We start from the raw sequence: 12,977 nt of genomic DNA, 5'->3' as shown, positions 1-12,977 counted from the left end.
CCGGTCACGAGGCGCCGCGCAGCCGGTCGGGCTGGGTGGACCAGACCGTCGTCGAACCCGGTCCGTCGGAACGTGCGCAGTAGGCCGGGGCCCCGGTCTGATCGACCGCGGCCGCGCCGAGCACCGCGCAGTCGGCGCCGATCAGCACCACCGGCAGGTCCATCCGGGACGCGACGGCCGGCGGTGGGAGCGACGGAGCTACCGGTGGCACGGAGTCGCGACCGCCACGATGGTGACTCGACAGCAGCACCGCGGCGGTCGCCGCGCCGGCCACCAGAAGCGCTCCGGCAGCCGCGGCGGCCCAGCGCAGCCGGCGCGATCCGCGCTGCGGCATCCGGTGGCGCGGCGCCGCGCCGTGTTCGGCCCCGGCCGCCCGCAGCATCGACAGCGCGAAGTCGCGGCAGCGTTCGAAGCGATCGGCCGGATCTTTGGCCATCGCCTTGGTGAAGACCGGTCCGAATCGGGCCAGATCGGGTCGCTGGGCTGCGATGTCGGGAGGCTCGGAACTGAGGTGGTGGCTGATGACGACCGTCGGGTTGGTGTAGGCGTAGGGCGCCGCTCCGGTCAGCAGGTGGTAGGCCGTCGCGGCCAGCGCGTACTGGTCGGCCCGGCCGTCGATCTGCTCTCCCTTGAGCTGCTCGGGGGCGGCGTAGCTGACCGTCCCGATGGTCATGTCCGCACCGGTGAGATTGCTGACGCGGTCGATGTGGCGGGCGACGCCGAAGTCGACCAGCATGATCCGGTCGTCTCCGGTCTGCCGCTGGCCGAGCAGAATATTCGCCGGTTTGATGTCGCGGTGCAGCAGCTGGCGGCTGTGGGCGTAGTCCAGCGCGTCGGCGACCGCCGCGACGATGCGAATCACCTCGGCCGGTGGCAGACCTTCGGGATGCTGATGCAGCAGCCGCGCGGCGTCGATGCCGTCGACGAACTCCATCGCGATCCACAGCCGGCCGTCACTCTCGCCCCGGTCGTAGATGGTGACGATGTGCGGGTGACGCAGGGTGGCCACCGTCTCGGCTTCGAGGGTGAAGCGCTGGCGGTACTCGTCGTCATGACTGACCGAGTTGCCGAGCACCTTGAGCGCGTCCCGGCGGGGAAGGCGGGGGTGTTGCGCCAGATAGACATCGCCCATGCCGCCGGACCCGAGGGTCCGCAGGATGGTGTAACCAGCGACGACCTGGCCGTCGGCTAGCGGCATGGGGGCATCCTAGGGAATCGGACGGCGAGGGCAGACCCGGCTGCCCGGGCACGACGGCATGGTAGTCAGACGCCCATCGGCGGGGGCGCGGATGACCTCAACACCGCCAGGGCCGCGGTGCTCAATCGCGCCAACTCGTCGGCTTCGGCCCGGGTCAGCGCGCTGCGGATGAGCTCGGCCATCCGCCGGTTGGTGCTGTCCTCGACTTCGCGATAGCGCTCCTGTTTGTCCTCGGTGTCGTCGGGATAGGGCGGCTGCCAGCCCATGAACGCGGCGTACTTCGGGCCGTGCGAGAGCAGGTGGGCCTCGACCGGCGCGATACCCGAGAGGGTGAGTGCGTTGAAGTGCACGGCCGCGCGCAACTCGCGCAGTACGAACATCACCTGGAAGGCTCGGGCCGGCGCATCGTCGGCCAGCGGCATGGCCCGCCAGCCCGCGTACAGCGGCAGCCCAGGCTCAGGGGCCGCGGCGATCACCCTCTGTCCCAGTTCGGCGATGCGGTCCAGCCCGTCTGCCCCGGCCAGATAGCTGCGCGCGAAGTCGGCGACCTGCTCCCAGTACCACCGGGCGCTGGTGGACGCGTCGTGGGCAGCCACCCCCCGCTCCCACGATGCACCGGCATGACCGGGCTCGAACACGACGAACACCGCCGTGACCGTTGTCGCGGTGGCATCGCCCAGCACTCCGCCGCGACCGGCGAAGTACGCCGAGAACGGGTCGGAGTAGCCGGCCTCCATGCCCTTGGCCATGGTGCCGGGGCTGAGCATGAAGATGCCGATCGCCTCGCCCATCGCTGCGCCGAGGGTGGGGACCGCATCCGTGTCGGCGGTGCTCATCGTGAGGCTCCTCGTGTCATCCCTCGAGGGTGGGCCATCCATGGGCATTCCGTCGCGTATTCGCGCAGAGCGCACACCGTCAGTCCGGGTAGTCCATCGGGACGCCCAGGGTGTTCAACCACATGGCCAGGGCGTCGTACTGGCCGACCAGCATGACGAACTCGATGAGCTGGCGTCGGTCCAGATGGGCGGCCAACCGCTGCCAGGTCTGCTCGGAGACCGCACGGGTGGCGATGAGCTCGTCGACGGCGGTGAGCATCACCTGATGACGCGGGGCGAGTCCGTCCGCGGGCCAGGCGAAGACCGCCGCCTGGGTCTCGAGGTCGACGCCGCGCTTGAGGGCCAGCCGCCGGTGCTGCTGCAGCTCGTATTCGGAGTTGCGGAGATGTCCGACCCGAAGGATCACGACTTCGGTATCGCGCAGCGGCAGCCGGCCCCGGCGCAACAGCACGCCCCCGAACGGTCCCCAGGCCCAGAACAACCGCCGATGCTGGGCGAACACGGTGAACAGGTGGATCTCGGGGACCCCCCAGATCCGCGCGGAGATCTTGCAGAACAACCACCCGAACCAGCCCAGCTCGCGGCGCCCTCCCGGCGGGATGCGCGTGGGTACCACCGGGGGCGCGGGATCGGGTCGGTCAGCGGGAAGTCCGGGCGTGGCCACCCCACCATTCTGGCCCGCTGGCCCACAGCGGAGACGTGTAGGGTTGCGGGGCTATGAACTCCGGTTCGTTTCCGGCGGTCCGGTCGGGTCCCAGTCGCGACAACCCGCTGTTCCGCCCGCTCGACGCCTTCACCGCCTCGAAGTACGGCTCGCGGGTGGTCCGGATGCTCATCCCGATCGATCACTGGCTGATGCGCCGCACCAAGGGGCGGTTCACCTTCCTCGGCCCGCTGCGGGTGCCGACGCTGGTGCTCACCACCACCGGCCGCAAGTCCGGCGAGCGCCGCGAGATCGTGCTGACCTACATGCGCGACGGTGACCGGCTCTATGTCGTCGCCAGCAACTCCGGCGGCCCGAAGCACCCGGCGTGGTCGCTGAACCTGCTGGCCGACCCCAGCGCCTGGGTGACCATCAAAGGCCGCCAGATCCCGGTCACGGCGGCCCAGGTCACCGGCGAGGAATACGACCGGATGTGGAAGGTTTTCACCAGTTACTCGCGGGTGTTCCCGGCCTACCGCGGCCGGATGGTCCGGGAGCTGCGGATGTTCGCGCTCAGCAAACGCTAGTCGGACCGCGACGCGGATTACCCATCCGCCGGTGAACGCGGCTATCCTGACGCAAACCCGGCGTGCACCGTGGGGCCCCGGGCCGGGGCGGACAGCGTGTGCCCCACTGCGCTTCGGATCACGGCCGAGACCAGGACCGGTCACCTACCTAATCAGTGACAAGAGGGTGAGACAACGATGACCGCGCCATCGCTTCCCGCGCTGCTGCGCACGCGCGCCGCCGACCGTCCCGACGCCCCGGCGTTCACCTTCGTGGACTACGCGCTGGACCCGAACGGCTTCTCGCAGACCCTGACATGGTCGCAGCTGCTGCAGCGTTCGCTGAACCTGGCCGACGACTTGCGGCAGAGCGGAGCAGTCGGTGACCGCGCCGCCATCCTGGCCCCGCAGGGTCTGGACTACATCGTCGCGTTCTACGGCGCGCTCGAGGCGGGCTTGGTCGCGGTGCCCCTGCCGGTGCCGCTCCTGGGCGCACACGACGAACGGGTGACGGCCGCCCTGCGCGACTGCACCCCGTCGGTCATCCTCACCACCTCAGACACCGTGGACGCCATCTCCGGGTACGCCCGCGCCGACGGCGGCAACCAGGCACCCGCCATCATCGAGGTCGACTCGCTGGACCTCGACGTCCCGGCGGACGTCCCGCCCAGCACCCACTCGCCCGACAGCGTGGCCCACCTGCAGTACACCTCGGGTTCGACCGGGCAGCCGACCGGCGCCATGATCACCCACCGCAACCTGCTCACCAACTTCGACCAGATCGCCGATGCGTTCTTCGAGGACCGCGGCAGGGTGCCGCCGGCCGACATGAACATCGTCGGGTGGATCCCCTTCTATCACGACATGGGGCTGATGCTGGGCATCGCGCTGCCACTGGCCTGGCAGTGCCCCGCCTGGCTGACCAATCCGGTGGCGTTCCTGCAGCGCCCGGCGCGCTGGCTGCATCAGCTCGCCGAGTACCCCAACACCTTCTCGGCGGCACCGAACTTCGCCTTCGACCTGGCCGCCCGGCGCACCTCCGACGAGGACATGGCCGGACTCGACCTGGGGCGGGTGATGTCGATCAACAACGGAAGCGAACGGGTGAGCGCGCGGACCATCGCCCGGTTCACCGAGCGCTTCGCCCCGTTCAACCTGCCGGCTGCCGCGGTGCGGCCGTCCTACGGCCTTGCCGAGGCGACCCTGTACGTGGCCGCCCAGAAGGCCGGCGAGGCCCCGCACAGTGTGTGGTTCGTGGCCGAGCAGCTGTCGGAGGGCAAGGCTGTCCGGTGCGATGCCGGCGCCCCGGACGCCACTGAGCTGGTCGCCTACCACCTCACCGGGACGCAGCAGGTACGCGTCGTCGACCCGGACACCTGCACCGAGCTGCCCGACGGCCAGGTGGGCGAACTGTGGGTGCAGGGCGACAACGTCGGCCCCGGTTACTGGAACAACCGGGAGCGCACCGAGAGCACCTTCCACGGCTACCTGGCCTCGCCGCGCCCCGGCACGGCGGAGGGACCGTGGCTGCGGTCCGGCGACCTGACTGTCATCTCCGAGGGCGACCTGTTCATCATCGGCCGCATCAAGGACCTGCTCGTAGTCAACGGGCGCAACCACTACCCCGACGACATCGAATCGACGATCCAGGAGATCACCAGGGGCCGCGTCGCCGCGGTTTCGGTGCCCGGCGACGACACCGAACAACTGGTCACCATCGTCGAGGTCAAGAGCAAGCCGGACGACGCCGACCCAGCCGAAACCCTGCGCGCCATCAAACGTGAGCTCAGCGCGGCGGTGTCCCAACATCACGGTCTGCGGATCTACGACCTGGTGCTGGTCCCGCCCGGCGCCATCCCCGTCACCACGAGCGGCAAAATCCGACGGTCCAGCTGTGCCGAGCGGTACCAGCAGGGCGCGTTCGAACGGCTGGACGCCTAGCGTATGGCGGCGGCGTTGTCCCGCGACGAGCTGCGGCAGTGGCTGACCGACTATCTGGTGCGTACGGTCGGCTGCGAGCCGGCGGACGTGGATCCCGGGCGGTCGCTCAAGGACCTGGGTATGAGCTCCGCCGAGGCGGTGGTCCTGTCCGGGGAACTGGCCGAACTGCTGGGGCGGCCCGTCGATCCCGTCGAATTCTGGCAGTACCCCACCATCAACGCCCTGCTCGAGTTCCTGACCGCGCCGGTGTCCGCGACGGCGGGCGCGCCGGCGCACCCGGGCGGGGCCCGCACGTACGACGACCCGATCGCCGTGGTCGGCCTGGGTTGCCGGTTCCCGGGGGGCATCTCGGACCCGGATGCGTTGTGGCAGTTCCTCTCCGACGGCCGCTCTGCGATCTCGGAGGTTCCGGCCGAGCGCTGGGCGGCGTTCTCCGGCGGCTCGGCTGGCGCCCAGGCAGCAATCGCCGAGACGACCCGGTGGGGCTCGTTCCTCACCGGCCTGGAACAGTTCGACGCCGAATTCTTCGAGATCTCTCCGCGCGAAGCCGCCAAGATGGACCCGCAACAGCGGTTGCTGCTGGAGGTGGCCTGGGAGGCGCTGGAGAACGCCGGGATCCCGCCGACCTCCCTACAGCGCACGCAGACCGGAGTTTTCGCCGGCGCCTGCGCCGCGGACTACGCCTACCTGGCGTCGGCCGACCTGGCCCAGGTGGACGCGTGGAGCAATACCGGTGGCGCACTGAGCATCATCGCCAACCGGCTCTCCTATTTCCTGGACCTGCGTGGGCCCTCGGTTGCCGTCGACACCGCCTGCTCCTCGTCGTTGGTCGCTGTGCATCTGGCCTGCCAGAGCCTGCGCACCGGCGACTGCGACACGGCGATCGCGGCGGGCGTCAACGTGCTGCTGTCCCCGGCGATCTTCCGCGGCTTCGACCAGGCCGGTGCGCTGTCACCGACCGGCGAGTGTCACTCCTTCGACGCCGCCGCCGACGGCTTCGTGCGCGGGGAGGGATGCGGGGTCGTGGTCCTCAAGCGACTCAGTGACGCGGTGCGCGAAGGCAATCCGGTGTTGGCGGTGGTGCGGGGGTCGGCGATCAACCAGGACGGCCGGTCCAACGGTCTGATGGCACCCAACCCGGCCGCCCAGATGGCGGTGCTGCGGGCGGCCTACGCCAGCGCCGCCGTCGAACCCCGAGAGGTTGATTTCGTCGAAACCCACGGCACCGGAACACTGTTGGGCGATCCGATCGAGGCACGTGCGCTGGGAACGGTTCTGGGTAAGGGCCGCCCGGCGGACGAGCCGTTGCTGATCGGTGCGGTCAAGTCCAATCTCGGTCACCTCGAGGCCGCCGCCGGTATCGCCGGCTTCATCAAGGCGGTGCTGGCTCTGCACCGCGGCGTCGTGCCCCCCAATCGCGGCTTCGAGAACCCGAATCCGCACATTCCGTTCGACAGCCTTCGCCTCAGTGTCGTCGCCGAGGAACAGGACTGGCCGAAGAGGGAGCACCCCCGCCGGGCCGGTGTCTCAGCGTTCGGGTTCGGCGGTGCCAACGCGCACGTCGTCCTGGAGCAGGCGCCGGAGGGAACCGGGCCCGCTCCGCAGGGCGCATCCGACGAGCCGGCCGTGACGACCCTGGTGCTCACCGGCAAGACCCCGGAGCGGGTCGCCGCCCTGGCGGGGCGGCTGGCGGACTGGGCGGACACCGACGGAGCCGGGGTGTCCCTGGCCGACATCGCCCACACCGTCAACCACCACCGGGCGGTGCAGAAGGTGTTCGCCACGGTGTGCGCCCGCGACCGCGACCAGGCCGTCACCGGCCTGCGGGCGCTGGCACGCGGACAGGCTGCCACCGGGGTGGTCGAACCACACCCTGGACCGTGCGAGCCGGCGCCGGTGTTCGTCTATTCCGGACAGGGGTCGCAGTGGGCCGGTATGGGTCGGCTGCTGCTGGCCGAGGAACCGGCATTCGCCGCGGCGGTCGCCGAACTCGAGCCGGATTTCGTTGCCCAGGTTGGGTTTTCGCTACAGGAGGTGCTGTCCTCCGGCGAGCCGGTCACCGGTATCGACCGCATCCAACCGGTACTCGTCGGCATCCAACTGGCCCTGACGAAGCTGTGGCGCAGCTACGGGGTCGAACCCGACGCTGTGATCGGCCACTCCATGGGCGAGGTCACCGCGGCGGTGGTCGCCGGAGCACTCTCGGTCGCCGAGGGTCTGCAGGTGATCGCCACCCGCTCACGGCTGATGTCGCGGCTGTCCGGCCAGGGAGCGATGGCATTGGTCGAACTGGACCCGGCGGCCGCCGAGAAACTGATCGAAGGTGAACCGGACGTGACGGTGGCGGTGTACGCCTCCCCCCGGCAGTCGGTGCTCGCCGGGCCGCCCGACCGGATCGAGGCGATCGTCACCGACCTGCAGGCAGCCGATCGGCTGGCGCGCGTGATCGACGTCGACGTGGCCTCACACCACCCGATCATCGCCGGCGTACTGCCGGAACTGCGCACCGAGCTTGCCGGCCTGCGCCCGCGGCGCCCTCAGATCCCGATCATCACCACCACATCCGGACGGCAGGACTCAGCGACCTTCGATGCCGACTACTGGTGTGACAACCTGCGCGAACCAGTCCGCTTCACCCAGGCAGTCGCGAGTGCCGGGGCGGGCCACGCGGTGTTCGTCGAGATCAGCCCGCACCCCCTGCTCACCTACGCGATCGCCGACACCCTGGGCGATCGCCATCACCACACCCTGGGCACCCTGCAGCGCGACGCCGACGACACCCACACCTTCCACACCAACTTCAACGCCGCGCAGACCACCACACCGCCGCGGACCCCGCACCGGCCCGAGCCGCACCCGCAGGTCCCCACCACCCCGTGGCAACACGAGCCCTACTGGTTCAGCGCCGGCGATCCTGCGCCGCTGCTCGACACCTCCCGGTCGGGTGCGGTGCGAACGGTTCTGGTGCACCCCCTGCTGGGCGAGCATGTGCGCCTGCTCGAGGAGCCGGTGCGGCATGCCTGGCAAGGCGACGTCGGCACCGCGGTCCACCCCTGGCTTGCGGACCACCGGGTCGGTGGACTGCCGTCCCTTCCCGGCGCCGCGTACTGCGAGATGGCGCTGTCGGCGGCCGAGGCCGTCTTCGGCGAAGCCTGCGAGGTCCGCGACATCGTGTTCGAGGAACTCCTGTTTCTCGACGCACACACCGACATCACCGCGGTAGCCGCCCTGGACGCGCCTGCGGCGGCCGACTTCGTCGTGCTGACCGATCAGGACGGCGAACGGGTCCGTCGGTCATCAGCCGTACTGCAGGCCGTCAAGCATGATGCGCATGATGAGCATGATGAGGATGATCGGGATGATTGCCTACCCGAGCGGCGCGACATCGGTGCCCTGCTCGGTGCCCACCCCGAGGTGACGACCGGAGACGATCTCCGAATGTCACTGCGGAACAACGGAATCGACTATGGCCCGGCCTTCTGCGGTCTCTCCGCCGTGCATACCGCCGCGGAGGCCGGGACCGTGTTCGCCGAGGTGCAGATGCCCGACTGCATCGGGTCCAAGCAGAGCGGTGTCGGGATTCATCCGGCGGTACTCGACGCCTGCTTCCAGGCCGTCGCCGCACACCCGGGCCTCGCCGGCCGGCGGGGAATGCTGCTTCCGCTGCGCGCCGGTCGGATTCGCCGGTTCGGTGACTGCAGCGGTGCCCGCTACTGCCAGGTGAGCATCACCAAGTCCGACACCTCGGCCGTCGAGGCGGACCTCGCGGTGCTCGGCGTGGACGGCGCGGTGCTGCTCGAGGTGAGCGGCCTGCGGATGGGCACCGGCGTCACCAAGGGAGCCGAGCGCGAGCGGCTGCTGTCCGAGCGGCTGCTCACCATCGACTGGGAACAGCACGAGCCGCCGGCCGCCGTACCGGCCGAGGCCGGCGAGTGGCTGGTGATCGCCGCGGACGCGACAGACTCATTCGCCGACCGGTTGTCCGCCGAATTGGCCACCGCCGGCGCCTCGTGCCGGAGGGCGCAGCCCAGCGACGGGGTCGACGGCTCGGGACTGGCCGGTGTGGTGTTCGTTGCCCCGCCGGCGGCCGGCGCGCCCACCGAACGCTGCCTGGACCGCGGGCGGGAATTCGTCACACAGGTGGTGCACATCGCCCGCGGTCTGCCCGACACCGAGGACCGGCCACCGAGGCTCTACGTCGTCACACGTGGCGCGCAGGCCGTCACCGCCGCCGACGTGCCGAACCTGGACCAGGCAGGGGTGCGCGGGCTGCTGCGAGCGGTCGGCAACGAGCACCCGCCGCTGATGCCGACCCAGATCGACGTCGACACCGAGACCGCCGCCGATGCGGTGGCCCGAGAGATTCTCAGCGGCTCAGCCGAGGACGAGACGGCGTGGCGGCGCGGTACCTGGTACACCGCACGGCTGCGGCCCACTCCGCTGCGAGCCGAGGAGCGGCGCACGACCGTGGTCGATCCCGCGCACGACGGCATGCGACTGGTGATCCGCGTTCCCGGTGACCTGCAGACCCTGGAGTTGACCGCCGCCGACCGGCAGCCGCCCGGCGAGGGGCAGCTTGAGGTCGCGGTGAGCGCCTCGAGCATCCGCTTCGCCGACGTGCTGGCCGCGTTCGGCCGCTGCCCGACCTTCGACGGTCAGCAGCCGCAACTCGGCCTGGACTTCTCCGGCATCGTGTCCGCCGTGGGTCCCGGGGTCACCGGCTTCGCGGTCGGCGACCGGGTGGGTGGTTTCGCACCCGGGTCGTGGGCAACCTTCGTCACCTGCGATGCACGCCTGGTCGCGCCGCTTCCCGACTCGTTGAGCGAGCAGGACGCCGCGGCGGTCTCGACCGCCTACGGCACAGCCTGGTACGGCCTGGTCGACCTGGCCCGCCTCACCGAGGGTGACAAGGTGCTGATCCATTCGGCCACCGGCGGTGTGGGCCAGGCCGCTATCGCCGTCGCGCGCCACGTCGGTGCCCAGATCTACGCGACCGCGGGTAGCCCGGCGCGCCGGCAGTTGCTGCGGGACTGGGGCATCGAGCACGTTTACGACTCCCGGTCGACGGACTTCGCCGAGGAGATCCGGCGCGACACCGCCGGTTACGGTGTCGACGTCGTGCTCAACTCACTGATCGGTCCGGCGCAGCGGGCCGGGATCGAGCTGCTGGCCTTCGGCGGACGGTTTGTCGAGATCGGCAACCGCGACGTGTACGAGCACACCCGGGTCGACCTCTTCCCGTTCCGGCGCAACCTGGCGTTCTACTACGCCGATCTCGCGCTGATGGGGGTGAGCGACCCCGAGCGGGTCGGATCGCTGCTGCGCACGGTGTACGACGTCGTGGGTGACGGCCGTCTTCCGGTGATCGACCGGACCGACTACCCGCTGTCCGGCGCGGCGGATGCCATCCGCGCGATCAGCGCGGCCGAGCACATCGGACGACTGGTCCTGCAGGTGCCGCACGCCGGTGCGACCGAGGTGGTGGTACCCCCGACCGAGGCGCCGGTGTTCCGGCGGGACGGCTCCTACATCGTGACCGGCGGGGCCGGCGGGCTGGGCCTGTTCTTGGCCGCCATGATGGCGTCGGCCGGATGCGGGCGGATCGTCCTGTCGTCCCGCTCGCAGCCGAACCCGGCCGCGCAGAAGACTATTGCGCGGCTGCGTGCCAACGGCACCGACGTGGTGGTGGAATCCGGCAACATCGCCGATCCGGCCACGGCCGTCCGGCTGGTGGCGGCGGCGACGGCCACCGGACTGCCGCTGCGGGGTGTGCTGCACGCGGCCGCCGTGGTCGAGGACGCCAGCCTGGAGAACATCACCGACGACATGATCACGCGCGACTGGACACCGAAGGTGCACGGCGCGTGGTATCTGCACCACGCCACCGCCGAGCAGCCGCTGGACTGGTTCTGCACGTTCTCGTCGGCGGCGGCGCTGCTCGGGTCGCCGGGCCAGGGCGCCTACGCGGCGGCCAACAGCTGGGTCGACGCGTTCACACTCTGGCAGCGCAGCCAGGGCCGGCCGGCAACCGCGATCGCGTGGGGCGCATGGGCGGACATCGGTGCAGGCGCCGGCGTGGCGCAGCGCGGTGACGTCACGATGATTCAACCGGAGCACGGCGGGTATGCCTTCCGCGGCATCCTCCGGTACAACCGCGGCTACACCGGATATCTGCCGATCGAGGGCATGCCGCTGCTGACGGCACTGGCGGTGCGCACCCCGTTCGCGGCCGCCTTCCGGGATTCCGCTGCGACAGCCGCCGACGGCAGGACCGGACTGCTGGCCGAACTGGCCGGGTTGGCACCGGAGGAACGGCGGGATCGGCTGCAGCGCCTGGTGGTCGACCAGGTCAGTGTCATCCTGCGCCGCACCGTGGATCCCGCCCGGTCGTTTGCCGAGCAGGGGATGGACTCGCTGGGCAACCTGGAGATGCGCACCCACATCGAGACGCAGACCGGGGTCCGGATCAGCCCGAAGGCGATCATCACGTACAACACTGCGGGCACCCTGGCCGAGCACCTCGGCGAAATGCTGGCCGCCGACGTCAGTCGGTAGCCCAGCCGTAGTGCGCCGGGATGGCGGCGAGTTGCTCCCGGATTTTCCCGATGTAACGCTCGGGATCGACCGCGTGCGTGTGGTAGTGGATCATCAGCTGGCCGTCGTGGGTGGCGATCGAGTACATGTCAAAGCCGGCGGACGACGCGAACAGCACCTCGCCGTCGTACTCCTCGATCTGCAGTTCCGGCGGGATGCGCAGCGGCGGGGTCTCGCCGCCGTCGGTACTCATCACCACGTCGGGCAGGCCGGGCGGGTTGCCCTCGTACTGCAGACTGAAGTGCAGGAGCGACTGCTGGATGACGCCGTCGGCGATGTCGGCCCGGAAGGTGTCCACGATCTCGCGTGCCAGATCCATCAGGTCGGTGGCCGCGGTGATCTCGGCCAGGTACGTCGCCACCCCCAGCGGGTTGGTGGCCTCGGTGGGACCGACCGGCGGCGTCAGGAAGTAGCGCAGGTCCACCGGGTAGACATAGGGTACCGGGATGTGGGGGGTGCCCCGGATCTTCCACTCGGCCAACAGGATTGACGCCGCCACCACCGAGTTCACGGTCAGCCGCCGGGCAGCGCAGATCTCGGCCAGTTCCTTGGTCTCCTGGCGCGAGAGGCGGCAGCTGGCGGTGGGCACCCGCACCGACAGCGGCACGCCGCCGCCCGGGTTGCGTTTGGACGGCGGCAGGTTGTAGGCGAACATCGCGGCCATCAACCGCTCCAGGCCCGAGCGCTGCTGCTTGGCGATCCCGCGCTCGGCCAGCACAGTCTCCAGAGACTGAGGCGTCGGCTCAGCCTTCACCGGCGCGATCCCGGCACCGGTGACCACGTCGGTATACCAGCCGAAAAGCTTTTCCAGCAGGCTGAACTGGTGATGGGCGTCGGCCAGCGCGTGGTGGGTGTAGAGCGTGATCTCGGACTGGTCGGCACCCACCCGCAGCCGGAGGTTGACCAGCGCCACCGACTGATCGGGAAGCCTCTCGGCGGGCTCGTCGAGTTTCTCCACCCACACCCCGGGATGCAGGTAGTCGTCGACCACGATCTGGTGGCCGCCCTCGGCGTCTGCCTCCAGATGGCCGGCGAGCACCGGGTGGGTCTGCAGCAGGGTGTCGAAGGCCCGCGTCATGGCCGCCACGTCGAGCGCGCCGCGCAGCCGGACGGTGAATCCGATGAAGTTCTGGCCCTGCGCAAAAATTTCCTCGCTGCGGGACAGGGAGCGAATCGGCGTTCCGCCAAACATGATCAAG

The 12,977-nt window shown here is 70.2% G+C and carries 7 protein-coding genes; 3 read left to right on the top strand and 4 right to left on the bottom strand.

The features are described from left to right. Nucleotides 1-4: 4 nt before the first annotated feature. The 3 genes from ACKOB8_RS10335 to ACKOB8_RS10325 form a co-directional block, all read right to left on the bottom strand. Nucleotides 5-1,198 carry a serine/threonine-protein kinase gene (locus tag ACKOB8_RS10335; protein ID WP_526377125.1) on the bottom strand — a complete coding sequence of 398 codons (1,194 nt, stop codon included), beginning with the start codon at nt 1,196-1,198 and terminating at the stop codon, nt 5-7. Nucleotides 1,199-1,263: 65 nt separating this feature from the next. Next, entirely contained in the window at nt 1,264-2,034 is a 771-nt protein-coding gene (locus ACKOB8_RS10330) for an SCO6745 family protein (protein WP_526377124.1), read from the bottom strand. A 79-nt stretch (nt 2,035-2,113) separates the two neighbouring features. Then, nucleotides 2,114-2,698: a carboxymuconolactone decarboxylase family protein gene (locus ACKOB8_RS10325; protein WP_526377123.1), complete on the bottom strand. Its 585-nt coding sequence runs from the start codon at nt 2,696-2,698 to the stop codon at nt 2,114-2,116. A 53-nt stretch (nt 2,699-2,751) separates the two neighbouring features. Here ACKOB8_RS10325 and ACKOB8_RS10320 point away from each other — a divergent pair, with 53 nt between their 5' ends. From ACKOB8_RS10320 to pks2, 3 genes are all read left to right on the top strand, one after another. After that, entirely contained in the window at nt 2,752-3,264 is a 513-nt protein-coding gene (locus ACKOB8_RS10320) for a nitroreductase/quinone reductase family protein (protein ID WP_526377122.1), read from the top strand. A gap of 177 nt (nt 3,265-3,441) precedes the next feature. Beyond that, on the top strand, nt 3,442-5,184 hold the full coding sequence (locus tag ACKOB8_RS10315) for a fatty-acid--AMP ligase (RefSeq protein WP_526377121.1): 1,743 nt from the start codon (nt 3,442-3,444) through the stop codon (nt 5,182-5,184). A 3-nt stretch (nt 5,185-5,187) separates the two neighbouring features. Beyond that, nucleotides 5,188-11,739 (top strand): sulfolipid-1 biosynthesis phthioceranic/hydroxyphthioceranic acid synthase, encoded by a 6,552-nt coding sequence (gene pks2, locus ACKOB8_RS10310; RefSeq protein WP_526377120.1) that lies wholly within the window; start codon nt 5,188-5,190, stop codon nt 11,737-11,739. On the opposite strand, the gene ACKOB8_RS10305 is transcribed toward pks2, so the two are convergent. Continuing rightward, a complete protein-coding gene (locus ACKOB8_RS10305) occupies nt 11,729-12,970 on the bottom strand; it encodes a phthiocerol/phthiodiolone dimycocerosyl transferase family protein (RefSeq protein WP_526377119.1) in 1,242 nt (413 codons plus the stop codon). The genes pks2 and ACKOB8_RS10305 overlap by 11 nt on opposite strands. Between the last annotated feature and the right edge of the window lie 7 nt (nt 12,971-12,977).

The organism is Mycobacterium sp. (genome assembly GCF_046091765.1).
GTDB lineage: Bacteria > Actinomycetota > Actinomycetes > Mycobacteriales > Mycobacteriaceae > Mycobacterium.
This window is presented reverse-complemented; position numbering and strand designations above follow the sequence as displayed.

Excerpts from the sequence above, each read along its gene's own strand:
- ACKOB8_RS10335 (WP_526377125.1), bottom strand. The coding sequence starts at position 1,198 with ATGCCGCTAGCCGACGGCCAGGTCGTCGCTGGTTACACCATCCTGCGG.
- ACKOB8_RS10330 (WP_526377124.1), bottom strand. The coding sequence starts at position 2,034 with ATGAGCACCGCCGACACGGATGCGGTCCCCACCCTCGGCGCAGCGATG.
- ACKOB8_RS10320 (WP_526377122.1), top strand. The coding sequence starts at position 2,752 with ATGAACTCCGGTTCGTTTCCGGCGGTCCGGTCGGGTCCCAGTCGCGAC.
- ACKOB8_RS10315 (WP_526377121.1), top strand. The coding sequence starts at position 3,442 with ATGACCGCGCCATCGCTTCCCGCGCTGCTGCGCACGCGCGCCGCCGAC.
- pks2 (WP_526377120.1), top strand. The coding sequence starts at position 5,188 with ATGGCGGCGGCGTTGTCCCGCGACGAGCTGCGGCAGTGGCTGACCGAC.
- ACKOB8_RS10305 (WP_526377119.1), bottom strand. The coding sequence starts at position 12,970 with ATGTTTGGCGGAACGCCGATTCGCTCCCTGTCCCGCAGCGAGGAAATT.